Here is a 24,579-nt window from a genome sequence, read left to right on the forward strand (position 1 = left end):
TATGCGAGTTTTTGATTTTCATCGAGTTGTTGTGGTGTGGAGAGGTTTCGCTGCGCCATGAAAGTGTATGTATGGAACTTAAATCAAAAGGAAAAAGTGCATGAAAATGTCGAAATCTGTTTTGTCGGTACTGGCTATTGGTATGTTGGCGGCAGGTTCAGCGCTGGCAGGTCCTCCAGTAGCTGTTACTTTCAAAAATCTTGGGACAGCCGATGCTACGTACAAAATTATTACCAGCAATGAAGCAACGACTAATGTGAATTCGGTTCCGAAGCCAATGACTACTGTCCTGGCGGGTGGCTCTAATACTTATACCATTCAGAGCAATCTTTCGCCTATTGCCAACTATGCGAACCTGCGCTATACCATTGGTGGGAAGACCTGTACTTTCCTGGCAACCTACGTTGGGATGCCCGGCCAATTAGGTTCGACTATTCCAAAATGGAACAATACTGCGACACCTAGCGGCGGTGCCGTGTGTACGGCTAAAGTAACCTCAACCAATATCTCCACTTACGCTTGGGCTGTTGAGTTCACCATGAAGTAAGGCCCAAGCAGGGCCTAGCGGTGCGCTGTTTGCGCAGAACCTACCTGTGCCGCTAGGCCTGCACCGGTCCTGCTTGTCCATTCATCGTGGAGCATTACAGTTTTTTTGAGGGCTGCCGATAATAGTTCACTAGCCAGGTATTCAGGAATGGCTGATAACAGGGAGAGCATAACCTTGGTCGTTTCAATAAACTCAAATGCAGTGTCCGGCTCGCAGGTTCCCACTGTGACAGCGAGCCAAGATAAATCGTTGACGAAAAGTCCGGTTACAACTGAAAACTCTGCTGTCGGCAATCAGAAAGATACCAGTAGCCTGTCTTCACTCTCTCGGCAGTTGAGTGAGAGTGCCGTGCGCGCGGCGGCAAGGGATTCGAGTTTGAGCAGGAAAGAGCTTGGCGAAAAAGCGAGTGAGCTTTTGAGCAAGATTTCCGGCGATGGTTATTTTGCCAACAAAAAAGCCAATGATGCAGAAGTGCCTGACACTCAGGATCCTGTGTTATTGGCTCGTGCGGAAAATGCAACGCAATTCGTCAATGGCAACGGTAAAAATCCATTTGCGAGTATGTCGAGCGATCAGCTCTCATTGATTATCTACGATGACAGTGGAAGTTTTACGACTAATGAGCGCCGCGCGGCGTTGAGTGAGTCATCCGATCGAGAATACGCCTGGCAGCAGAAGGTTGTTGCCAATGCGATGGCGGAATATAACGGAACCGGGAAGCTGACGAAATTCTTTACTGCAGCACTTGAACATTACAAGGATTTGCCAGCGATTGAGCAGGCACAATATCCTAATAGTTACGAGGCGAAGCTGCAGGGTTGGATAGCACTCGATTTCAACTACAAGACCCATACCGTTGAGGGTAAGGGAAGTCCTCAGGAGGTGATGGACAAGGTCTTGAATCTCGACAAGCAACTGTTTGATGACGCTGGGGCAGATACGGCTTGAGTGCGGCACTCACCCAAGATTGAGCCTGTCCAAACAAAAAGCCCCGCATTGGCGTAATGCTGGTCACTTAAGCGGAGCAGCCTTATGATCCGCCGGAAACCGGGTCTTTGAAATCTTCACCGTCCCTGGCCCCTAAGGCCTTGGACGGTGACCCAGAAATATCCCTCCAATCCTCGCTCTTAACTCTGCCTAGCGTCTGCCCGTTGCTGATGTCGGGTTCGCCGCTGCCGTGACGATTCACTGACGGCGATGTATCTTGATACCCTCAGAAAACAAGTCCAGAATTAAGTCTTTTCCTGCGCGGGCAAGAAAAGAAACCCCTTAAATTTCAACGAGTCGGACACCAGATACGAGTCTCGTTTCCCGCTCCAAGATTCAGAAAAAAGCCACTCAGATGAGTGGCTTTTTTTGTGCCTGAGAAATGCCTCAGCGTTACTTGATGACTCGGGGCTGCGATACGGCGGTGGCATCTGTATTAAATATGAGCTTGAATTTTAGACAGGGTAGAGTTCCCCGCGCGCGGTCGAGCTACTACCGATACTTAGACCACCCTGGCTTCCCATCGAGCTCTTCCAGCAGGTCATTGTCGTCATTTCTCTCCCGATAGCCGCTCGACACCGGGCGAGGATCGAGCTCTTCGAAATTCAAGATCGATTGAGTCTGCCTGGTCGGCGCGTGGTAGGTGGCTTGTTCGTAGCAGGAGAACCGCCGAGCATCATCGCTGGTGCTCCAATCCGTCCCCTCAATGTCTGCCTCATGAAGGCCGCTTATTCCGTCCCTGTGCGTTTTGGCTGCAGCAGAGTTTTGAGGAAGGGGAATTCCTTTGGTGATCCACACCCTGGCATCGCGCAAGGCCTTCGAACCAATCGAATACTTGACCACACCATCCTCCGCGACCACGAATGCCACGTGACCATTTGCGGCCTGAGCGAACCTGGAAGCGATACATGAACGGGACGCCTGGAAGTGATCTTCGGTAAGATGCTCCAAGGTGAAGTCCCTTTCTTCCGCCATGGGTTGGATCATTGACCACGGAACCAGGCACTCGGCGGCAAAGATGTCGCACGAAATCTCTTCCTGATGACGACCTGTGAAGCGCTCAAGCTCATCACTAGGCACTTTCTCTCCGTGCTTGGAAGACAGTTCAAGGACGTGGTGAGCAATCTCATGGAGGATGGTGAAGCGCTGTCGATTCAGGGAGGTATGGAAGTGGCACGCTCAGAGGTTCTCCCTCGGTGAGCTGGAACCAAAGCAGGTTATGCGCAGCCCAATTCTTGTTCGGCCCTGCTAATGCAAAGTGGCCGGTTCGGTTTCGACACTTGTCGGGTAGCGAGGCGCAGCACGCGGGCGGTCGAATGCGAGCGCCCGCGTGCCCAGGTACCGCTTATGCCGACGCCGGCCTGGGCTCTGCGATTACATCAGGGGCGTCTGGTGCCTTAGTGTCGATGCGGTGGAATAGGAGCTTGCCTTTGTTTTGATCAAACACATCAACGGTAGCTAACGGAATAGCTGTGATTAGAACACTGGTAGCTGAATGATCATCGTCAATGGCTTTTACCTGCAGAGCGATAAGGTGATTAGCTCGAGGTCAAACCTACCGATTGAGCACCAAAACGAGACGACCATCGCCAGAGCCACCTACCATCCAATTCAAAATTCGCGCGCGTCAGGTGCGACATAACCAGGAGCAAGGATCGCGTTCTTGACACCGTACAGTGCCAAGGGATCGGACAACCACAACCTATATTCTGGCCCCCTTAGACTGTGATCTGGTGAACAGTCCACGCTCCACTTACGTAGGGTGTAGCCCGCCGTAGCCGCCCGAAGTTTCAGCGACAGCATCCCATCAACCATTGCGTAATCCATGAGCGTGACTTCCGGTCGCGGTTGATCAGGGTGAGGGATAAGTGTCAGCTCAACTATCCTTGTCCACTGAATGTCTTGATCGCTCGTCTCGTGAACAGCAACGGCATCATCGAGAAGAGGGCTTGCCTTGCGGATCCGGGTAATGACGAAATCTCGGAACTCGCCCGACTTCCTGTCAAACCCACGGACGTGCCAGCGAAGTCCATTGTCGACCAGAGAAAAAGGCACGATGACGCGCTGGCTGGATCCGTTCAGCGACTCGTAATCAATCTGCAGGGGGCATTTCTGGTGAATCGCCTGGGTGACGTGGCCCAGGATATCGAGCTTCGGCCACGTCAGCTGATCTGGAAAATCGACCGTAATCCCAGGCGTGGTGTCTCTGGGTTCCCCGTCACCGAGCCCCTTGGTGATCCAGATCAGCGCGTGTTCCGCGGTGGGGTCAAACAGACTCTTGAAGGATTCACTGGCTTTGTAGAGGCGCGAACTCGCGTCATACACCAGGTTGTGTTTACTGAGCGTTTTGTACAGCGCGATGTCACGACTGGCCGCTGCTTCCTGAATGTCAAAGCGCTCGATCAAGTGCTGACGCTTGAGTTCGCCCAGCATGCGCAATCTGAGATCTATGAAGGCGAGGCGGTCTCGTTGTGGCTGACTGAGGTTCTCAAGCATGGTCGAACTTTTTGTGGTGAAGGGGATTGCCATACTACACCATCATCAATAGACTTCATGCAAGGTTATCAAATTGATGACCATTTAAGAGTGGCGTTGGCCTCACTACTGAGCAGATGAAAGCCCTATGCCAAACGAACAGTTGCCCGATGCATCCGATTCGCTGGGCGAGCCCAAGAGCGAGTTGATCGACTTATCGCCTCAGTTGCGAAATCAGCGGTTGCTGGAACCAATGAACCAGCTCCATGCGACTCGTAACTTCCATCAAGACGAGGCTGGAGAGCCGCTATTTGATCGCCTGGACACCCACTACCTGTGCATGGCCACCCTCAATTTCATGATGGAGGGATCCGCAGTTGGCGCGGGGTACAGCATGGCGGATGTGCACACCTATGTGAGTTCACTGATCAGTCGGATCCGGCCAGAAAAAACCGGCTCAGCGTGTGCAAAGGCAGCCGATGTCGTGATTGGCTGCCTGAGTAATAAAGCCGAGAACTACAAAGAATTCGAATTCACCTACTTTTACGCCCCCACTCTGCAAACCCTCGTATACCGCTTTCGCCTGGTGAATCTTGAGCCGGATCTTGATGACGTTTATCGGTATCGCCCCTCACCAGAGGGTTATCTGCTTCTGATCGGCATGCTGAATGTGGACGTTGAAGATCAGCAGATCCTAATGGAAAAGATGCTGCAGATCCTGATCGAGAGAGGGCGCTTTGAGCAGGCCGCGGAGTTCGCCAGGCGCGCCATGGTGCTTTCCATTGAGCATCGGCAACACATTCAGGGACATATTACTCAGGCGATTCGCGCACCGGGAACGGTGAGATGGAGTACGGATATCAAACCTCGATTAGACGACTCCCGTCAGCACGTTAAAGCTCGCCAGGAGGAAGAGGGGCGGCTGCTCATGGCGATTCGCAACAAGATTGGTGAAGTAGAAAACATCAAGAGCAAGCAAGAGCTTTCAAGCCTGCATGACTTGTTGTCGAAGGCTGGCAACGTAAGAGCTCGGCTGCAGCTGGAGGTTAGCAGTGCTGAAGGGCGTTTCATCGACGCTCAGACAGCCGCGTTTCGTGCCCGCAAATCTACCGGCATTCCTGATCTTGAGACGCATCTTCTCCCGCAAGCAATGATCCGCCCAGGCGCTCAATTGGCCCTGGCGGCCGAGGATCTCATTGTCAGTTTGTTCCCTGCAGTATTCCCCAAAGCACCTGATTTATCGAACCTGCTTAGCATTCTGCTGGAGCGACGTCAGTTAACCAAGGACGCAGATGACGACGAGGATGACGATGAGATCGAGCCGTTCCAGGTCTGGCCGGATCCCTTTCCAGATCAATTGGTTGTCAAAATTTCTCAATGGCTATCCGCAAAATTTGAAGAAAACCGCTCTTGGCGGATTGATGAACTGATAGATGCGGGAGTCAACGAAGGCTTCAGTGCGATTGAGCAGCAGTGCATTGCGTTCTGCCTTTACCGCAGCTTCCCCGACAGCGAATCAGAATTTGAAAACCACCATGCGGTGCTCGATGGTGAATACGAAACCTGGGTGGTCCGAGGCGACAACCTCAGATTCGACGTCAAGACAAAGGTTTAGGAGGTTCATTTGGATAACCAGAACAGCGCCGCTGCACGTCTGATTTATCGGGCACTTAATTTAAGTGCGACCCCGGCCAATGACGTGGAGTATCGCGAGCTATTGGCTCGGTACCGCGCCAGCCCAGAATTGCAGCAGGTCCTCGCGGAAATTGCCGAAGGGATGGAACTGGTAGTGCTTGATGTCAGCGAGCGAGGCTTGATCATCGCCCCGACACGTAAGGAAAGCCGCTTCTCAATACGTCTTGTCGATCTTCGCAAAAATCTGTCTGAAGACCAGCGCGTGGCGCTGGCACTGAGCTTCCTGGCCATCTGCGCGGTGTTTTATCCAACGACCGCTCTGATTGAAGATGACAGCCGGTTTCCGATGCCGGCGACGCTGGCCATGTTCAGAGACACCTTGACTGCTTTGTCCGGGCGCATGAACGCACTCGAAGACTCCGATGATTACTCCCGAGAGGAGCTGCGACCCGGCTGGAGCTACATTCACAGCCTGCCAGTTTCGATCCCCCAAGCCGATCGCGCGTCACCAAATTCGATTGAAGGATTGGTGCGCATGGCACTCAACTACCTGATTGATTACGGATTGGTGAATAACGTGGGGGCTCAAGATGAGAGCGAAGCGGTTGAATATACCGCCACCCATCGACTGCGTATTCAGTTGCGTGAACGGACGTTACCGCGACTATTTGACTATGTGCGTTCCGGCGCAACGGCCTGAGGATTTTGTATGCAAAAAATCACTCGAATGCATGTTTGCCGCTACGGCACTGCCACTGCCTGGTACGACCAGACCTTGCTCGATTTTACTGCGCCGGATACGCACGAGGCGGTCAATGCTATCGTCAATCTGGAGAATACCGGTGGCAAGACCTCACTGCTGTCGTACGTGTTCAGCATTTTCGAGCCACGCCGGGATCTGTTCATTCAGCACATGCAGAACCCCAACCACCAGTTCAATGAATATTTCGCTAAAGACGGAAAACCATCTTTCATCATCATCGAGTGGTCGATGCCATCACGACTGCCTGGGGGCAAGGACTACAAACTGGTCATTGCCCAAGCCGTTGCAACACGAGATGTCATTGAGCGCGGTAATGATCTTGATCGGGTGTTTTTTGCGTTCGAGTCCCAGCACGACATAACCTTTGAAGATATCCCGGCGCCCGGCATTAACCCGCTTGGCATGCCTGGAGTGAGCACGATGGCAGAGCTCAATCAGTGGTTAACCCAGATGTACAGGAAGTGCCCTGAAGATTTTTACCACACTCGCAATCAGCACGATTGGACCACGCACCTTGCCACCACGCGGCTGCTGGATCTCGATCTTCTGGTCATGCAACGACAATTCAATGGGCAAGAAGGTGGCCTGGAAAGCGGCTTTTTAACCTTCAAGGATGAAGAGGATCTGATTCGTAAGCTCATGGCACTGACGATGGACCCCGAACGCGCTCAAACGGTGCGCAACACCGTGGTGAATGTGGCGGACAAATACCAGAATAAGCCTCGCCTTGAGGCGCGGCTTATACAGTTGGCCAAAATCCTGTCGTCCATGAAGCCCCTGGGTGAATCCTCTAAAGCTTTTGAGCTTGCACTGGAAGCGCGAACCGGGTTGTTACGCCGTGCGTCGGGACTGGCCGCCGCCATGGAGCTGGTTCGTTTAAGTGAAGAAAAGCAGGTCACTGATTTTGGTGACCTGATCGATACCCTCAACTCACGCATTGTGGAAAACCAGGCGCTACTGGTACATCAGCGCGCGTCCACGCTTTCAATGCGTGCTTTGCAGCATACGCGCCGTGTGGATCGCACTGCGGCGGCGTTTGAAGAGGCCACGGCTGGTAAGGACGCGGCTCAATTGCGTCTGAGACATCTCAATGGTGCCACTTCGTACAAGAAGATCACCAACGCTCATGAGCAGGTTCTCATTGAGGAGCGGTCGCTGGCAGAAGAAGTTGAGGGCTTGCGCCCTATCAAAGAAACACTCGAAAGACAGGGAGCGCTGCTTCGTGGCGCTATCGATATTTTACTGAAACAGAACGACGACAAACGCTTGGCGGAGAAAAATGTTGAGCTGGCGGCTGCTGAAGCAGCAACGCAAGCCAAGGCCCACATTAAAACGTTGAGCTTATCCATCAGGGCGCTCCAGCAAGAGGAGGCAAAAGTCGGGGCCGACATCGATAATGCCGAGATACAACGCAACAGCTTGCTGGACGACGGGGTACTTGGTGCGTTCGATCATGACGCCGCTGCTGCGATCGAAAGAATTACGGCGGCCATTGCCCAGGCGCAAAATCGCCTCGACAGCTTGCGCGCGGAACGAACGGGCCACCTACAACACGTTGACCTTCTTCGTGAGCAAGCGGCGCAGCATGGATTGCGGGCTCAAGCGGAAGCGCACATCCGAGAAAATCTGAACAGAGAAGTCGGTGATGCCAGAACCCTTCAAGAAGACCTTCAACAAAATCGGTTGCTGTGTTCGGTGGTCGAAGCTGAGCTATGTGACCCTGATTCCCTGACGCTGCTGGGCACCGTTTACGAATTTATCCAATCCATGGACCGTGAAGTGCTGGAGCGGGACATTCGCCTGGCTAACCTCGAGCGCGCCAAACAGTCCATCGAAGAATCCGAACTTGCGGGCCAAAGCGATGACGTCGATCAAGTTGTCCGGTTACTCCGGACTGCCGGCATTCATTCTGCGCGAGCAACCAACTCCTACATTGCCAATGTTGTCCCCAATGCTGAAGAGGCCCGTCGACTGGTCGACTCCGACTCCGCCCGGTTTCTCGGTGTTTGCGTGGGCTCCGAAGAGTGGGAGAAATCGTGCAAGATTGTTGCGGGTGCTAACTTATCCCTGAGTGCCCCGGTAACTGTCGCCCTTGCCACCGTTGATGCGGCCGTCGCGGCATTAGATCGGGTCGTGATATCGGCGGAAGACGATTCTGCCTATAACCTGGAAGCCGCGGCTGCCGCGCTGGTCGGTTTTGAACAACGAATCGCTGAAATCTCAGGCACGCGCGACGCACACATTCAGCGCCGCAACGAAGCACGTGATGCAGCCAACAAACTCAAGGACTATCAAGAGCGCTTCGGCGCCGTGCGAATCGCGGAGCTTGAGCGAAGCATTCAGACTCACTACGAGGAAGAACAGGCGTTCACGACCCTGCAGGCAGGGTGCCTGGAAGAAGCCGCTGAGGTGCTAGAGCGTGCGAAGGGACTTGATAAAGAGATAGACCCAATTCCAAGTGAAATCGCCAATCAGGCCAGCAGGGTCCAGCGTCTGGAGCGTTATTCGCACGAATATGAACAGCCGCTTGCGCAATGGAAGCAACAGTTGGCAACAGTGCAAGCGTCTCTGAAAAAGGCGGAAAAAGAAAGTGAAGCTCTTGAGCAACTGATTGATTCAGAAACAGAGGCCATCAACCACTCGAAGCAATTGCAGTTTGATCTTGCGGGGAGCGCCCAGCAGTTGCTGAGTCGCAAAGACCTCACCGAGATTTTCGATCCCAGCTTCGATTATCGAACAGCTCTTGAATCTGGTTTCGATCTGCAGGCATTGATCAAGAACTACGATTCCGACAAAGTCGTATTTGATGCTGAAGAAACTGAGCGATTGGGCGTTCGTCGGGTAACCCTCGAGCAATTGCGCAAAGCGGAAGCCACGTCTCGAGAGGAGTACAGGCTTGAATTTTCCGATCTGCGAGAAGAAGCCGTGATCAACCTGCTAAGCCTCGATCTGGCACATGAACGCACGGCCCAGATAACGCAAGTCGGTTTGTACGAACAGGCATTCGTATCATCATCGAATGCACATGCGGTGGCTAGCAGCGAAAGAGAGGCCTTCTTCGCCAAAGTTGATCACCCTCAACCCTCTGATGATGTCTTATCACTCAGCGATGATGAACTTGCGCAACAGATCGTGATGGTCCAGGATAATACGGATCAGCTTGAGAAAGCTCTGGTTTCCGATCAGAAAGAAGCCGAGAAAGCATTGCAGGGGCGTGCTCAAAGCAAGAAGAACGTCGATGTGCTGAACAAACATAAGAAAATGCTCACTTCTGCGGTTCCTCATGAGGCTGCCGCTCCTGAGTTTATTGAGCTTGAAGGTGACGGCGAAGCGCAAGTGATGGCGGTACTCGACCGCTATAAGCAGCAAAGTGTCGGTCTGGAAGAAGCTCGAAAATTGGCTCAGTCGCACTTCGATGGGTTTACAGATGTGGTGAAGTCAAAGGCCGTGCAGGACGTTGATCCGGGCCTTGCCCACGAACTGTCGAGCAACTCATTTGAAACCACCTGCAGCGATTTTGAGCGACTGATGATGCTGATCGTTGAGCGTACGGATGCCTCTAAGTCTGAGCTGGACGGCATGCTGCCCGACTTTGAGAATTGCGTGGGCGAAGTGCATCAGTTGGTAGAAGAGGGCATGAGTGTCCTGAAGAAAGCTTGCCAGGTCATGGTGCCAAAAGGCGCCCCCTATGTTGGTGGCAAAGTCATCATGAAGATGCGTCACCTGATTACAGGTGTTTCGACGGAAGCAGGGAAGGCTTCTATCCGGCATTACTTGAACACGTTGATCGAGGCTAAGGTCATTCCTGAACATGGTGCGGACCTGGTCGCGGCCGGCATGATCAACCTTTCCCCACAACGCGCGTTCGGCTTGCAATTATTGCAAATGGAGCAGAATGCCGATCACCAGTATCAGGATGCCGGGCGGCTGAAAAAGTCCGGCGGCCAAGGGGTGGTCATCGCCATGTTCATGTACCTGATGATGAGCCAACTGCGGCGTACCCATCAGGCCGTCACTAAGCGCGGTGGCGGGTGTCCCCTTATTCTTGATAACCCGTTTGCCAAGGTACAGACCCGGGCGTTGATTGATGTCCAGATCATGCTGGCCGAGGCCATTGGTGTGCAGTTGATTTTCTTCACAGCCATGAAGGATGTGAACATCCTTGCCGGCTTTCAGCGAGTGATCCGCCTGCGCAAGGAGGGCGTGAAAAGTGGGCGATCTCACATTCAGATGGCAACTGCAACCTTCAATACTGCGGTGCAAAGAGCAGGTGCAAATTGATGAGCATTGCTTTTTTTGAAGCGTTGCGCGGCAGCCGTAAAAAGCGCATAGAGCTGCTGAAGTTAAGGAGCCTCTGGATAGAACACCATCCAGAGCTCCAACAGCATCCCAATCGGGATAGGTTACTCATGGAGGCCCTTAGGGCTGGCGATGAGCAAGGTATTTTGAGACTTCCTTCTCCCCGCAGTTTCGAGCGTATTGGCAATCCGGCCATGCCCATGTTTATCACCGTGATTGTTGAAACGATCTCGGTGTTGAAACCAGACTGGACAGCCGTTTCCTGGATGCCGGAACTGGGGTTCTGGATGCAATTGACGGAAAGCGAAAAGGTCACTGCCAAGGTCATCAACGAATGGCTCATCCGACGCAAGGGGCGCTTTATGACGGTGCCGTTGCGCGAGCGATCGCTTGAGATGTTCCGGGATGAGAAATACCTCGATGGCAGGGTGCGATCCAATGCACTTTTTGGCGGCAGGCTTGCTCTGTCAGCGATTGGTGCCAGAAAGGTGGACCTTCCCTTGCCTTACCGACAGCAGCCTGGCAAACCAGGGCGGCCGGTGCTGGTCGTGGAAAACCATCACACGTTCTTCAGCCTTGGCGAATGGAACGACACCGCACATCGCTACGCGGCCGTCGTATATGGCGCGGGTAGCGCCATTACGTCGACGGGCACAGCGCTGGATGAAGTCATCAGGGAGGTTGACGGTGATGGAGCGGAATACTTCGGAGATCTGGACCCCGAGGGTGTTTCAATACCGCTGCGATACAACTCTAAGCATAAGACCCAGCTGTACCCGGCGATCTGGCTCTACCGAAAGCTGCTGACTATTGGTCGCCACAGGCCACTGCCCATCCTTTACGCAGGTGACAACCAAGCGGTTACTTCGTGGATACCTGAACTCGCTCAGGAAGTCCACGATGTGTGGAAGGAAGGCGACTGTCTGCCACAAGAGGGCATAGGGCTTGAGCAACTCTTATCCCAGCCTTATGAACTAGGCTTAAACAAAGCCTCTATCGATAATTTATCTGCAGCCGCTCAGTCGTAGGCTAGCGACAAAATGATCGTTGTGCCGGCTGCGGACAATAGGCTTTGGATATCGAAGGCTTCGCGCAGCCATCATTGATCTTGCCTGGTAATGTCGAAGCATTGACGTATCCGGGGCGCTCCATGCACCCCGACTTCGAAGGCGTCAGTATCGATGACTCGTTCTGGTTACCCCTGTCGCTGAATTGCTACGCGGTGACCATTAGGACGCTTGCTTGGCCAAGCGTTGCATGTTGAGCGAGCTCGTCGTCAGACCGGCCCGGTTGAAGCGGTAGCGCATGTACGCCGAGATATCGTCCTCGTGCGACGACACGATCAACTGGCTATGTTTGAGCTCACAGCGGAGCAGGTCGGTCAGAGATGCGATGTTCACCTCGTCTAGAGATTGGGATGGATCGTCGATGAGGATAAGCGGGACTTCTGCGTAGACCTTGTTGAGCGATAGGAAGAAGGCCAGGCTCAGCGCCGACACCTGGCCCGTGCTCATGGACATGACAGCGTCATGCTCAGATTTTTCTGCCGTCAGGAACCTGAGCTGCTTGCCATCTCGGCTCTCGATGAACAACCCAAGGCCGCGTTGGTAGTTCTGGATCAGTCGCCCACTGTAGATGTGGAAGATGAGCTCGATCTCCGAGATGGTCTGATCTGCATACTTCTGCTCCGCTTTCTCCAAGGTAGCGCGGAGCTGGATGACCTTGCCCTTTGCTCTGGTTGCGGCCTCCGTCTCGCGTTGCATTTTCTGCAGTTCTTCAAGGCATTTTTGAAGTCGGCTGCTCTGCGCTTCGTTGGCTTTGATCGTGATGTAGAGCTCTTTTTTTGCCAGATCCTGAGCGTCGAAAATGTAAAAATCCTGCAAGTCCTTGAAGACTGCTTCGATGGTTTGCTGCCAATCGTCAGGGAGCACCACTGTCTCGTCCGTTTTTTTGGCGTGCATCGATTTTCGCAGTTCTTCCAGGCGAGTCTCTGTCACCACTTCGTCGTTGTTGAATGTGAAGGTGATCAGAATGCCTTCGCCCCTGAGCCGTTCCAGGAGCTGCTGGATTGCAGGGAGGCGGGTTTTAACTTTGACCAGTGCCTGATGCAGTGCCTCGTTGTACCCAGGTTTCAGGATCGCTTCGCGCCCCTGAATGAATGTATCAATGGTGCCCAACTCAGTGGTCATCGCAGTGGTCAACGCGACGAGTGCCTTCCCATCCTTTCCTAAGGTGTCAGAGATTTTTTGGGCTCTGACCTCAATCGCTTCGAGCATCGCAACGTGAGTTTTCCAGTCATTCCCGCACAACGGGCAAAACTTGTCGTCCGGATAAAGCTTGGCGTGCTCATCAAGCAACTGCTGCTTCAGTCGGGCCAGTTCGGCAGCGGCGCTGTCATTGGCTGTGTTCTTGATGTTCAGGTCATTACGCGTTTTGATTTGTTCTTCAAACCATTCAAGTCGACCAGCAGCCCAACTTGGCAGTGTTCGTGCCTGCTCAGCAGTGATGGCGGAAGCACCTTTCTTGACGATTTTGGCTGCTTTATCGAGCCCGTCGAGCTCCTTTTTGATCTGTTCCAGGTCATCTAGTTTGTTCAAGTCGGTGCCCAGCAGTGCCAAGCTGCTCAGCGACTCCGCGTGCGACTCGATGTCCGCATTGATGGCATCATTCTGAGCTCTGACCCGAATGGCTGCTTTCTGAGGGAGCAGGCCATTTAGCTTGCGAATGGCGTTCGAGAACTGGGTGTGAATCTCCGAGTCGTAGGTAGGGAAGGGATCTTCCTTATCCCAACCCGGCCCAACCTCAACAGTGGACAGCTTTTTGTAATCAATATTTCCCAGATCGGCTTGCACCATCGCGCGCAGGGCTGTGCACTCATTGTTAAGCGCTTCTTCATCAGCTTTGCGTTTTTCGTCCCCTAGGAATTTTGTGAACCTTGTCGAGAGTGAGCGGCAATTTTCAATCTCAGCTGCAACATCGTTGATGTTGAACAGGTTGCCAAGCTGGTCTTTACGCTCGTCTACCCGCGTGTGAAGCAGTTTGTTCTGCCCTTGCTCAAGGTAGTTGAGGAAGGTGAAATTTTCCCGGAAGTTTCTGCCGAAAACTTCGTCTAGAAACTCGTTCTCACGGAGGTTGGCCGGCGTGAATGTCAGTACCGATGCAAAACTGACCCACCCTACCGGTTGAAAACTGACCCACTTGGGCAAAATGCAGCTTTTGCGAGCTGCCCATGCTGTCCAAGGAGCAACACGTGGAAATCAGTGTTCTTGTTCGTCAGGGTTTGTCTATTCGAGCTATCGCTCGGCAGATGGGCTGCTCACGCAATACCATTCGACGCCACCTCAAATTACAAGCCCAGCGCCAACCCGTCGTCTACGGCCCGCGCGCGGAGCGCGTGGGCAAGCTTGCGCCTTTCGAGGCCTTCCTGCGTCAGCGCGTAGATACCGCTCGGCCACACTGGATCCCTGCGATTGTTCTGCTCAGAGAGATCCGAGAACAGGGCTATACGGGCGGTTACTCCATCCTCACCAGCTTTCTGCTGACCTTGAAATCCAAGGCCAACGAGCCCGTTGTGCGCTTTGAAACAGAGCCTGGCGAACAGATGCAGGCGGATTTCACGATCATTCGACGTGGCCGCGATCCGCTGTTGGCATTTGTCGCAACGCTGGGTTGGAGTCGCGCCACTTACGTTGTTTTCTCGCGACGGGAAGACTCCGCAGCCTGGTGCGCTGGCATTGAAAAAGCCCTGCATTTCTTCGGCGGCACGCCACGCAAAGTGTTGTTCGACAACGCCAAGACCATCATCCAAGAGCGCGATGTCTATGGCCCCGGCGAGCACCGTTGGAACCCGGCTCTGTTGAGCTTGGCAGAACGCTATGGCTTTACGCCAAAGGTCTGCCGGCCCTATCGAGCGCAAACCAAGGGCAAGGTTGAGCGCTTCAACCACTACCTGAAAAACAGTTTCGTCGTGCCGCTGGCAGCGACACTTAATCAGGTCGGTTTGGTGCTGGATGTCGAAGTCGCGAACAGCAAAATCGGCCCTTGGCTGATCGATATCGCCAATGCCCGAACTCACGCTACGACCGGTGAAATCCCTCAGTATCGCCTGGATAAAGAGGTGCACTATTTGCTGCCGCTGCCAGCGCTTCAAGACGTTCCGAGCGCTCTGATACAAGCCATTCAGCCCATACCGGTGGAGAGCCTGCAACATCCACTGTCGGTCTACCAAGCCCTGCTTGAGGTGCGAGCATGAGTCTTCAACACCTGCGCATTGAAGCGCTCTGCCAACAGTTCAAACTCGATACCTTCGCCACGGACTGGCCCGCTCTGGCGCAGCGAGCAGCCGAAAAAGAAACGAGTTACGCCGACTTCCTGGAACAACTTCTGTTGGGTGAAGATCGCGCCAGAAACGAACGGCGACGACAGACACTGCTGCACTTGTCCGGGCTGCCGGCTGTAAAAACCGTTGAGCAATACGACTTCAAATTCGCCAGCGGAGCGCCGCAAAGTCAGATCCTTGAACTGGCCGGACTGGCCTTTATCGAGCGTAAGGAAAACGTGGTGCTGCTGGGGCCGTCCGGCGTTGGCAAAACGCACTTGGCCAGCGCGCTAGCTCACCGGGCGATCATGGCGGGCATCTCGACAAAGTTCATCACCGCCGCCGATCTGACATTGCAACTGGTCGCCGCACATCACCAGGGGCGCTTGGCTCAGTATTTCAGTCGAGTGGTGCAGCGCTCGAAATTGCTGGTGATCGATGAAATAGGCTACCTGCCTTTTGGCCGTGACGAAGCAAATCTGTTCTTCAACGTCATCGCCAAACGCTACGAACATGGCAGCATCGTGCTGACCAGCAATTTGCCGTTTAGCCAGTGGGCAACGACCTTTGCGGATGACTCGACACTGACCGCCGCGCTATTGGATCGGCTTCTGCATCATGCGCATATCGTTCAGGTCAGCGGGCAAAGTTACCGGTTGAAGGACAAGTTGAAATCTGGCCAGGTGGTACCGCGAGAGACGGCTTCGCCGAAGCTATAAACAGACTTTAAATACCGCCGGGGTGGGTCAGTTTTACTTCGGTAGGGTGGGTCAGTTTTCAACCGGTGTTGACAGCTATTGCGCTATGACGGGGCTGAGAGCTGGCGTTTGGCCTCAGCAAATTTTGCCCGTAAGGTGCGCTCCGTGATGCCTGGGCGGCCGTTGTGATGGGCGATCAAGGCGCTGATAACGGACGCTAGGGTGTTGAAGGATGAATAGCGCACACCACTGGGTGATTGTCCCAGCAGTAACGTGAGCAGGCCGCCAACGATATTCAGGTAAGTTGTTTCAGCTCTAGGAGGGAGGTTCGGGCTACAGTCCACTGGCCTTGGCTGGCGATGTTGGGCGCGGTTGCTCAGTTGAGTTTCGAGCGTTTTGATTTGCAGCAGCAATGCCTGAACAGTATCCAGATTGATGACTGGGTGTAGCTGACGCTCGAGCTCGTCAAATAAAAAGCCCGGTTTCTGATCGGGATAAGTTTTCGCCATCCACTGCTTCAAATCCACATGCCTGATGGTGAGCCCAGGAGCATCGAGCAGTGCCGGATCTTTGGTCGTGATTCCGGCATTTCCGTAAGGTAAGTCGCCGTTTCGCATCGCGTCATACAGACGTTCGAGGTTCAATCCCACCACAGGCCAGAGGGGCAGGGTATCTGCGCACACGTCGGCCATCTGTGCAGTTGCTACAAGTATGTTGATTTCTTGCTCCAGCAGGTTACTCCAGCGGATCGCTGCTTCGAGGGGGCTGTAGTGCACCTTGATGCCTTGTTGATGAGGATATCGATTCATACGTCGCTCCGTGGCTCGCTATGTCCCTTCATAGAAGCGTCAACATGATTAGAGAGAAAGACGAAATGCGTCTCGGGTGATACCGGTTTGTTGATGGCAGCAGCCATGACTTGTGGAGTCTCGGTCCTAGGGCTCGCCTCTGGGAAGCCAAGCACTGTCCGCAGAGGCGTTTTAGGGGGCTCTTGGATCGCTAAAGCGAATGCCGTGATGTACCTGAGGTCTGACACATGTCCAAATCCATCAGGCCGTTTCGTTTTCGTCGCCAGAGCAAATAACCAAGTCTGTATTTTTCGCTCTGGCAATGAATCGGCTCAACTGTTCACCAGGGGCTCTTGAGGGCACTAGTAAGTAGTTGGTTAGCAGCGGTGTGTTGCCCGCCAGAGGGCGACTCACAACCTCGGCGCTTTGACATAGTGTCATCTGCGCTTCACAGGTCAGCCCAAGCCCGTACCCTGCGGCAACAAGCGTCAGCATCACTTCGTGGCTGGAAACGTGTTCGATAACGGTTGCCTGTATCGGAGTTTGTCGTAAGAGTCTGTCAATTTGCTGATGGAGTCCGCTATGCGTTTGTGGATCGAACAACACCAGTGGATACCTCAGCGCTTCTGCCAGTGGAATTTGTTGAAAGGCTAAAAGGGGATGACGCGCAGGCACGGCCACGGTCAAAGGTGTTTGCCATACGGCCTGTGCCGCCAAGCCTTGTCCGACATTTTCAGAGCGAGCAAAACCCGCGTCGAAGAGGTCCTCGCGTAAGCCTCTTAGTTGCTCAGACAGCGAGACCTCAAATAGCCGTATTTCCACCTCTGGTTCTTCCTCTCGGCAACGCGCTAAAACAGCGCTCAAACGTTGAGGCAGTACTCCATCAGACAGTGCAATCCGCAAGGACCCTCGGTAACCGGCAGCCGCGGCCTGCACGCTGTGCTTTGCTTGTTCTACGGCTTGGAAAATTCGTTGGACCGATTCAACCAGGACCTGGCCGGGGACGGTTAACCGAGTGCCTCGCGAGTTTCTATCAAACAATTGTGCGCCTATATCTGATTCGAGTTCTTTGATGGTCCTGGACAAGGGAGATTGCTCTATGTGCAGTCGTTCAGCAGCGCGCGCAAAGTGCAACTCCTCCGCAACCGCCATGAAGCTGCGCAAATGACGAAGTTCCAAGTGCTTTCCTTAGCTTTAATAGATGGTATTGGGGTTTATGGTTGTCTGTTTGGATGTCTTTCGATTATTGCTCGTGACCGGTTCTGAGTGGATTCAAATCCCCGAGTGAAAAGTCTTCGCTAGGGGTGAATAGCTGATTCGAGTATCTCCAGCATATTTGGAGGTGTGGATCTTTAAATGCTCATTGGCTCCGTGTGAATCGACCGCTTACTCAGGAAGAGGGGTGTGATTTGTGTTGTAGTATTAGTTACCTTGCCTTGTAGTTGTAATCTATCCCGTAGAGCGGAAAGTGGGAGTCGATCCATGTGCCTGCAATGTTTGGACATTATCTGGTCAGGCGCAATTGCTCTCGTTGTTCGAAAGTGATGCGAGTTGCTGCTACTTTTACGTTGTCCTGTGTCTTCGCGAATAAGTAGTGATTGAAATGCGTGAGTATTTTTCTGCCAATTTGAAACAGCTTTGCCGCTACTACCGTTCTATTGCCGAGGTCTGTCGGAAGCTGAGTATTAATCGTGGCCAATTCAACAAATACTTGAGTGGGCAGAGCTTTCCGGCTGCATTCAATCTGAAACGCATTTGTGATTTCTTCGGAGTGGAGGAGTATGAGATCGTCCTGCCGACGGACCAGTTCATCAATCTCATCGGGGGACGAGCAAGGCAAACGGCGTCGTCGATACAGATGGCCGCTCCCCAGCGAGCTCTAGAACATCTTAAACAATGCTCCTCACCGCAAATTCGACTGTTGACGGGGTACTACCACGAGTATTGTTACGCAATGTCGAATCCTGGGCACATTTCGTGTTCGCTTGTGCATATTCATGAGCGGGATGGCTACTTTGTCTATGAGCGAAATGAACGTTCTCAATCCAATATTCCGGGCGTAGAGGATTTTGAATGCTATCGATACCAAGGGGTTGCGTATTATTTGCAGGACAGGCTATTTCTGGTCGATTACGAGACACACACCTCTAACGAGATCAGCCAAACTATACTGATCCCCAGTTACAAGAGTCGGATCACACGTCTCAATGGATTGAAAATGGGGGTGTCCACGTGCGATCACCGTGCGCCTGTTTGTACTAGAGTGGTGTGGGACTTTTTGGGGGCGGATATCGGCCATTACAGTGCCTACCGTCGAGTGCGGCTTTATCCAGTGGATACTGAGGAAGTTGATGATGATCTTAAGGGGAGGCTCAGGCAGACAAAGATGGTTAATGGGTTATTTGAGCTTATTTGAATGCGGGGAGGTCATAAATTGCTGTAAGCTTTTCGGGGCATAGGATTGCGGGGCGGCTGGGGAGGAAGTTTTGGATGGCTTTAAGTGCGCTAGTTACTGTCTCGGAGCAACACGCGGTAGCTCTAAAGCCATCCCGAGGCGGCGGGAGTGAAGTTAAGCTAGTCTTCTCTCTCGAGGATATCGCTGCCAGGGTAATAAAGGCCTAAGCGACCCCCCCCTATCAAACACTTCTGCTTCCAGCACCGGTCTGAGCATTGCGATCCCGATTTTCTGGACTGTTCCACAATGATAATCGTGATTGTATGCATTGTAGTCATCTGTTTGGGTAAAAATCCGAGGTCCTGATTCACTTGTGGAGTCGACGATCATCTAGTCAGTAACAGAATCATGGTTTGATTCGCTTCCTGCGGCCATCGCTGATGTTGCCGAGGTTGTACTGCGTATTTAATGATAAGATAAATTTGAGGGTTAGCATAATGAGTACAATACTCCGCCCCTTGACGACAAATACGTGGGGTTTGCTGTCGCGGGTTTACACCTGCCACGAGGGTGCTTTAGAGCTATATGTCCTGGACGGGTTTCCGACCTTCCTCCGCGAGAGGGTCATATCGTCGCAGTGCAAATTCTCACTGAGTGTGTGGGATTGGATTTCTGAGGGGGCGCAACGAGTTGGCTGACAAATATTGCGGTTACCGCGTCATATAATGCGTGTTGGTGCTCAGACTTAGTCGCGATGTAAATTATTGTACCCAGTATAAATAACTGGGCAGGAAAGCAGTTTGTCAAAGCTTAAACTAGCTTGGCCCCTGCCACACGGAAACTATTGAGTACGCCTAGCACATGGCAGATAAAGTCTACGCCGCCTTCGGCGGCTCTACTGATGTGTGCTTTGTAAACAGTTTTCCACTCCCGTCGTTTCGTCCGTGGTCTTTATAAGTTGGTGCATATGTTATAAATTTTTCGGCAGAACGATGAGCTGGCTTAAGGAAAAAACCGCTCTCCGGTAAGGGAGCGGTTTCATTTATCTCCGTGCTAATTTAGAGCAAATTCAGCGCTGGCACTTCTTCTTTCCGCGGCTCGTTCTTCGCGGTCTGCTCGTTCCAGCCCCCCCCCAACGCCTTGTACAGGTTGACCTCGCTGGTCAGTTGCGCCAGGCGGTCAGTGATCAGCGATTGTTGGGCGCTGAACAACTCGCGTTGGGCGTCAAGGAAGGTCAGGTTGCTGTCTACTCCGATACGGTAGCGACGCTCGGCCAGACGGTAGTAGTCCTGGTTGGAGGCGACGTAAGCAGCCTGGGCCCGCAATTGTTCGTTGTAAGTCCGGCGCGCGGCCAGGCCGTCGGAGACTTCCTGGAAGGCCGTTTGAATCGCTTTCTCGTAATTCGCGACATCGATATCTTTCTCGATTTTGGCGTAATCCAGGCTCGCCCGCAGGCTACCGGCGTTGAAAATCGGGATGTTGATCTCCGGAGCGAAGGTCCAGGTACCCGATCCGCCCTTGAACAAACCGGACAAGTCCGGGCTCAGGGTGCCAGCATTCGCCGTCAGGCTGATACTCGGGAAGAACGCGGCCCGCGCGGCGCCGATATTGGCGTTGGCGGCCAGCAGGTTGCGCTCGGCCTGGAGGATGTCCGGGCGACGTTGCAACAGGTCTGACGGCAATCCGGCCGGCACTTCGCTGAGCAGGTCATCGCTCAGCGGTTGGGTGCTCAGGTTGGATGGCAGGCCGGTGCCCAGCAGCAGGGTCAGGCTGTTTTCATCCTCGGCCACCTGACGGGTGTAGCGGGCCAATTGCACACGGGCGTTTTCCACCGCCGTGCGCGCCTGGCTCAAATCCAGGGCCGAGGCCACGCCGACTTCGGCGCTGCGCGAGGTCAGCTTCAGGCTCTGCTCGTAGGTGCCCAGGGTTTCCTGGGTCAGCGTGAGCAGTTCCTTATCGGCCTGCCAGGTCAGGTAGGCGTTGGCGACGTTGGCCACCAGGCTGATCTGGGTGCTGCGGCGGGCTTCTTCGGTAGCGAAGTAGCTTTGTAGCGCTTGTTCGCTGAGGCTGCGGACGCGACCGAATAGGTCCAGCTCATAGGCACTGATGCCAAGCGTTGCCGAGTAGGAGCTGCTGATCGCGGCTTCACCGGTTTGCGACGCCCGTGCCGGCACCCGCTGACGGCTGCCGGAGCCGGTGGCCGAGACCGCCGGGAACAGGTCCGCGCGCTGGATGCGGTATTGCGCGGCATAGGCATCGATGTTCAGCGCCGCGACGCGCAGGTCGCGGTTGTTTTCCAGGGCAACCTGGATCAGCTGTTGCAGGGCCGGGTCATGGAAAAACTCTTTCCAGCCCTGTTCGGCGGCGGCCTGGCTGACCGCCTTGGCCGGCTCGTAGGCCGGACCTTGCGGGTACTGCGCCGGGACCGGTGCTTCGGGCCGCTGATAATCGGGGATCAGCGAGCAACCGCTGAGCACGACGGCAGTGATGGTCAGAGAGAGTAGCGACTTGCTCATTGGCCAGCCTCTTTAGGAGTTTGAGTAGGGTCGGTTTTTTTACGCTCGCCCATGGCGGACACGGTTGCAAAGAACAACGGCACCCAGAAGATCGCCAGCACAGTGGCCGTGATCATACCGCCAATTACGCCTGTACCGATGGCGTGCTGGCTGCCGGAACCGGCGCCCGAGGAGACCGCAAGTGGCATTACGCCGAGAATGAATGCCATGGAGGTCATGATGATCGGCCGCAGACGCATGCGGGACGCCTCGATGGCCGCCTCGATAATGCCTTTGCCTTGTTCATGAAGTTCTTTGGCAAACTCCACGATTAGGATGGCATTTTTCGCCGCTAGGCCTACCGTCACCAACAGGCCCACCTGGAAGTACACGTCATTAGGCAACCCGCGCATGCTAGTCGCGATCAACGCCCCCACCACACCCAGTGGCACTACCAGCACCACTGCGATCGGAATCGACCAGCTTTCATACAGCGCCGCCAGGCAGAGGAATACCATCAACAGTGACAAGGCATACAACGCTGGTGCCTGGGAGCCGGATAGACGTTCCTCGTAGGAAAGGCCCGTCCAGGCGTAGCCGATCCCGGCCGGAAGTTGCTTAGCAATCCGTTCGACTTCCGCCATCGCTTCACCGGAGCTGTAACCCGGCGCCGGCGTACCGAGGATTTCCATTGCCGCAACCCCGTTATAGCGCGAGAGTTTCGGCGAGCCATAGATCCATTTACCTGAAGCGATGGACGACAACGGTACCATTTTTCCGGAGTCGCTGCGCACGTACCATTTGTACAAGTCTTCAGGCGACATACGGCTAGCGGCCTCGCCTTGCACGTACACCTTCTTCACTCGACCCCGGTCAATGAAGTCGTTGACGTAGCTACCACCCAAAGCAATCGCGAGGGTTTGGTTGATATTTGACAGCGTGATCCCCTGAGCGCTGGCCTTTTCATCGTCGACGGTGAGTTCGTACTGCGGCTCATCGTTTAAGCCGTTAGGGCGTACACTGGCCAGGATTTTGCTTTGGGCTGCCATTCCTAGAAATTGGTTGCGTGCAGCCACTAAATTATCGTGGCCAACACCGCCTTGATCTTGTAAAAACACATCGAAACCAGAGGCATTACCAAGTTCCATTACGGATGGTGGCACAACGGCGAAGACCATAGCGTCCTGGAATGTTTGCATAAAGTAGCCCTGGGCACGCTTGGCTATTTCGAACACCGAGGTGGAGGCGTCACGCTCATCCCACGGCTTCAACATCACGAATGCCAGACCTGAACTTTGTCCACGACCGGCAAAGTTAAAGCCGTTTACAGTGAACACCGATTTTACGCCCTTGCCTTCGCCTGGCTCGCCTTCCTTGTCATTGAGCAGGTAGATACGCATATCGTCGAGAACTTTCTGTGTGCGCTCGGCCGAGGAGCCGACCGGCGTCTGCACTTGAGTAAAAATCACACCCTGGTCTTCATCGGGCAGGAATGCAGTAGGAATGCGCATGAACAGCCAGATCATGCCGACGAAGATAAGCAGGTAGGTCAGGAGCGCCGGGGATTTGTGCTTGATCATATTGCCCACACCGCGTTCGTAGCTCAGGACGCTACGGTCGAAGGTACGGTTGAACCAGCCAAAGAAGCCGCGCTTGGGTTGGCCGTGCTTTTCCAAGTCGATAGGCTTGAGCATGGTGGCGCACAGGGCTGGGGTGAAGATCAGGGCAACTAGGACCGACAACGCCATGGCCGAAACGATGGTGATGGAGAACTGTTTGTAGATCACACCGGTGGAACCACCGAAGAACGCCATTGGTAGCAGTACCGCCGACAGTACCAAGGCAATACCCACCAGGGCGCCCTGGATCTGGCTCATCGACTTGACCGTCGCCTCCTTCGGCGACAAGTGCTCCTCGGCCATCACCCGCTCAACGTTTTCCACCACGACGATGGCATCGTCCACCAGCAGGCCGATGGCTAGAATCATGCCGAACATCGTCAGCGTGTTGATGGTGAAACCGAACGCCGCCAGGATGCCGAAGGTGCCGAGCAGTACCACTGGTACGGTCATAGTGGGGATGATGGTGGCGCGGAAGTTCTGCAGGAACAGGTACATCACCAGGAACACCAGCACAATCGCTTCGACCAGGGTGTGAACCACGCCGGAGATCGACTCGCTCACCACAGGGGTGGTGTCATATGGGATCACTGCTTTCATGCCGGGCGGAAAGAACGGCTCAAGGGAAGCAATCGTTTCCCGAATAGCCTTCGCAGTATCCAGAGCATTGGCGCCGGAGGCCAATTTGATTGCAATACCCGAGGCAGGATTGCCATTGAACTGCGCACTGGTGCTGTAGTTCTGACCACCCAACTCGACGCGCGCGACATCACGCAGACGAACCTGCGAGCCGTCGGTATTGACTTTCATCAGGATATTGCCGAATTGCTCAGCGGTTTGCAGGCGGGTCTTGCCGATGATGGTCGCATTCAACTGAGTGCCGGGCAGCGCAGGCAGGCCGCCCAATTGGCCGGTGGCCACCTGCACGTTTTGTGCTTCGATGGCCGTACTGACATCCACAGGGGTCAGTTGAAAATTGTGCAGCTTGGCGGGGTCGAGCCAGATACGCATCGCGTACTGGGAACCGAACACCTGGAAGTCACCGACACCCGCCGTCCGGGAGATCGGGTCCTGCATGTTGGACACGATATAATTGGACAGATCGTCCTTGTTCATGCTGCCGTCTTCTGACACCAAACCAATTATCATCAGGAAATTCTTCACCGATTTGGTCACACGGATACCTTGCTGTTGCACTTCTTGCGGCAGCAGTGGGGTTGCCAGGTTCAGCTTGTTTTGCACTTGGACTTGGGCAATATCCGGGTCGGCACCCTGATTAAACGTCGCAGTGATGGTCATGCTGCCGTCGGAATTACTGTCCGAGGTGATATAGCGCAAATTGTCAATGCCGTTGAGTTGTTGTTCGATCACCTGCACCACGGTGTCCTGCACGGTCTGTGCGGATGCACCTGGGTAGGTCACCTGGATATCGATGGCGGTCGGCGCAATGGCCGGGTACTGGTTGATGGGTAACTTCAGAATCGACAATGTTCCGACCAACATAATCACCAGGGCGATTACCCAGGCGAAAATAGGGCGATCAATGAAAAATTTTGACAT

At 54.0% G+C, this 24,579-nt stretch carries 16 protein-coding genes and 1 pseudogene; 9 read left to right on the plus strand and 8 right to left on the minus strand.

Annotated features, from left to right (window positions below; translation table 11 throughout):
• Nucleotides 1-100 precede the first annotated feature (100 nt).
• Both PSH57_RS10590 and PSH57_RS10595 read left to right on the plus strand, forming a co-directional pair.
• On the plus strand, nucleotides 101-547 hold the full coding sequence (locus PSH57_RS10590) for a hypothetical protein (RefSeq protein ID WP_305389389.1): 447 nt from the start codon (nucleotides 101-103) through the stop codon (nucleotides 545-547).
• Between the two features lie 147 nt (nucleotides 548-694).
• Nucleotides 695-1,495 carry a hypothetical protein gene (locus tag PSH57_RS10595; RefSeq protein ID WP_305389390.1) on the plus strand — a complete coding sequence of 267 codons (801 nt, stop codon included), beginning with the start codon at nucleotides 695-697 and terminating at the stop codon, nucleotides 1,493-1,495.
• A 63-nt stretch (nucleotides 1,496-1,558) separates the two neighbouring features.
• On the opposite strand, the pseudogene PSH57_RS10600 reads toward PSH57_RS10595, so the two are convergent.
• From PSH57_RS10600 to PSH57_RS10610, 3 genes and pseudogenes are all read right to left on the minus strand, one after another.
• A pseudogene (locus tag PSH57_RS10600) lies at nucleotides 1,559-1,732 on the minus strand (IS4 family transposase); the annotation flags it as partial.
• A 294-nt stretch (nucleotides 1,733-2,026) separates the two neighbouring features.
• Complete coding sequence (locus PSH57_RS10605) at nucleotides 2,027-2,692, minus strand: ImmA/IrrE family metallo-endopeptidase (RefSeq protein WP_340368601.1); 666 nt, start codon at nucleotides 2,690-2,692, stop codon at nucleotides 2,027-2,029.
• 453 nt (nucleotides 2,693-3,145) lie between these two features.
• Complete coding sequence (locus PSH57_RS10610) at nucleotides 3,146-4,063, minus strand: BrxR family transcriptional regulator (protein ID WP_473774567.1); 918 nt, start codon at nucleotides 4,061-4,063, stop codon at nucleotides 3,146-3,148.
• Nucleotides 4,064-4,157: 94 nt separating this feature from the next.
• Here PSH57_RS10610 and PSH57_RS10615 point away from each other — a divergent pair, with 94 nt between their 5' ends.
• Genes PSH57_RS10615 through PSH57_RS10630 form a run of 4 tightly spaced genes read left to right on the plus strand, consistent with a single transcriptional unit; the run spans nucleotide 4,158 to nucleotide 11,734 of the window.
• Nucleotides 4,158-5,624, plus strand: a complete 1,467-nt coding sequence (locus PSH57_RS10615; RefSeq protein WP_305389391.1) for a hypothetical protein — start codon at nucleotides 4,158-4,160, stop codon at nucleotides 5,622-5,624.
• 9 nt (nucleotides 5,625-5,633) lie between these two features.
• Entirely contained in the window at nucleotides 5,634-6,344 is a 711-nt protein-coding gene (locus tag PSH57_RS10620) for a DUF6063 family protein (RefSeq protein WP_305389392.1), read from the plus strand.
• Nucleotides 6,345-6,353: 9 nt separating this feature from the next.
• The gene (locus tag PSH57_RS10625) at nucleotides 6,354-10,688 is read left to right on the plus strand and encodes a coiled-coil domain-containing protein (protein WP_305416544.1); all 4,335 of its coding nucleotides are present in this window, start codon (nucleotides 6,354-6,356) and stop codon (nucleotides 10,686-10,688) included.
• Nucleotides 10,688-11,734 carry a Wadjet anti-phage system protein JetD domain-containing protein gene (locus PSH57_RS10630; RefSeq protein ID WP_305389398.1) on the plus strand — a complete coding sequence of 349 codons (1,047 nt, stop codon included), beginning with the start codon at nucleotides 10,688-10,690 and terminating at the stop codon, nucleotides 11,732-11,734. The genes PSH57_RS10625 and PSH57_RS10630 overlap by 1 nt, the downstream gene beginning before the upstream one ends.
• A gap of 201 nt (nucleotides 11,735-11,935) precedes the next feature.
• Here PSH57_RS10630 and PSH57_RS10635 read toward each other — a convergent pair whose 3' ends face one another.
• Entirely contained in the window at nucleotides 11,936-13,912 is a 1,977-nt protein-coding gene (locus PSH57_RS10635; RefSeq protein ID WP_305389400.1) for a recombinase RecF, read from the minus strand.
• 23 nt (nucleotides 13,913-13,935) lie between these two features.
• On the opposite strand from PSH57_RS10635, the gene istA reads away from it, so the two are divergent.
• The gene (istA, locus tag PSH57_RS10640) at nucleotides 13,936-14,958 is read left to right on the plus strand and encodes an IS21 family transposase (protein WP_305385343.1); all 1,023 of its coding nucleotides are present in this window, start codon (nucleotides 13,936-13,938) and stop codon (nucleotides 14,956-14,958) included.
• On the plus strand, nucleotides 14,955-15,743 hold the full coding sequence (gene istB, locus PSH57_RS10645) for an IS21-like element helper ATPase IstB (RefSeq protein WP_123359355.1): 789 nt from the start codon (nucleotides 14,955-14,957) through the stop codon (nucleotides 15,741-15,743). The genes istA and istB overlap by 4 nt, the downstream gene beginning before the upstream one ends.
• 83 nt (nucleotides 15,744-15,826) lie before the next feature.
• Here istB and PSH57_RS10650 read toward each other — a convergent pair whose 3' ends face one another.
• Entirely contained in the window at nucleotides 15,827-16,531 is a 705-nt protein-coding gene (locus tag PSH57_RS10650) for a hypothetical protein (protein WP_305389401.1), read from the minus strand.
• A gap of 240 nt (nucleotides 16,532-16,771) precedes the next feature.
• Nucleotides 16,772-17,689, minus strand: a complete 918-nt coding sequence (locus PSH57_RS10655; protein ID WP_305389403.1) for a LysR family transcriptional regulator — start codon at nucleotides 17,687-17,689, stop codon at nucleotides 16,772-16,774.
• A gap of 424 nt (nucleotides 17,690-18,113) precedes the next feature.
• On the opposite strand from PSH57_RS10655, the gene PSH57_RS10660 reads away from it, so the two are divergent.
• Entirely contained in the window at nucleotides 18,114-18,926 is an 813-nt protein-coding gene (locus PSH57_RS10660; protein WP_305390346.1) for a helix-turn-helix domain-containing protein, read from the plus strand.
• Nucleotides 18,927-19,963: 1,037 nt separating this feature from the next.
• Here PSH57_RS10660 and adeC read toward each other — a convergent pair.
• Nucleotides 19,964-21,421, minus strand: coding sequence for an AdeC/AdeK/OprM family multidrug efflux complex outer membrane factor (adeC, locus tag PSH57_RS10665; RefSeq protein WP_305389405.1), 1,458 nt, complete (start codon nucleotides 21,419-21,421; stop codon nucleotides 19,964-19,966).
• The gene (locus PSH57_RS10670; RefSeq protein ID WP_305444877.1) at nucleotides 21,418-24,579 is read right to left on the minus strand and encodes an efflux RND transporter permease subunit; all 3,162 of its coding nucleotides are present in this window, start codon (nucleotides 24,577-24,579) and stop codon (nucleotides 21,418-21,420) included. Before PSH57_RS10670 ends, adeC begins: the two co-directional genes overlap by 4 nt.

The organism is Pseudomonas hefeiensis, from assembly GCF_030687835.1.
In the GTDB taxonomy this organism is placed as follows: Bacteria; Pseudomonadota; Gammaproteobacteria; order Pseudomonadales; family Pseudomonadaceae; genus Aquipseudomonas; species Aquipseudomonas hefeiensis.

Excerpts from the sequence above, each read along its gene's own strand:
- PSH57_RS10590 (WP_305389389.1), top strand. The coding sequence starts at position 101 with ATGAAAATGTCGAAATCTGTTTTGTCGGTACTGGCTATTGGTATGTTG.
- istB (WP_123359355.1), top strand. The coding sequence starts at position 14,955 with ATGAGTCTTCAACACCTGCGCATTGAAGCGCTCTGCCAACAGTTCAAA.
- adeC (WP_305389405.1), bottom strand. The coding sequence starts at position 21,421 with ATGAGCAAGTCGCTACTCTCTCTGACCATCACTGCCGTCGTGCTCAGC.
- istA (WP_305385343.1), top strand. The coding sequence starts at position 13,936 with ATGCTGTCCAAGGAGCAACACGTGGAAATCAGTGTTCTTGTTCGTCAG.
- PSH57_RS10650 (WP_305389401.1), bottom strand. The coding sequence starts at position 16,531 with ATGAATCGATATCCTCATCAACAAGGCATCAAGGTGCACTACAGCCCC.
- PSH57_RS10615 (WP_305389391.1), top strand. The coding sequence starts at position 4,158 with ATGCCAAACGAACAGTTGCCCGATGCATCCGATTCGCTGGGCGAGCCC.
- PSH57_RS10660 (WP_305390346.1), top strand. The coding sequence starts at position 18,114 with ATGCGTGAGTATTTTTCTGCCAATTTGAAACAGCTTTGCCGCTACTAC.
- PSH57_RS10610 (WP_473774567.1), bottom strand. The coding sequence starts at position 4,063 with ATGGCAATCCCCTTCACCACAAAAAGTTCGACCATGCTTGAGAACCTC.
- PSH57_RS10595 (WP_305389390.1), top strand. The coding sequence starts at position 695 with ATGGCTGATAACAGGGAGAGCATAACCTTGGTCGTTTCAATAAACTCA.
- PSH57_RS10625 (WP_305416544.1), top strand. The coding sequence starts at position 6,354 with ATGCAAAAAATCACTCGAATGCATGTTTGCCGCTACGGCACTGCCACT.
- PSH57_RS10630 (WP_305389398.1), top strand. The coding sequence starts at position 10,688 with ATGAGCATTGCTTTTTTTGAAGCGTTGCGCGGCAGCCGTAAAAAGCGC.
- PSH57_RS10670 (WP_305444877.1), bottom strand. The coding sequence starts at position 24,579 with ATGTCAAAATTTTTCATTGATCGCCCTATTTTCGCCTGGGTAATCGCC.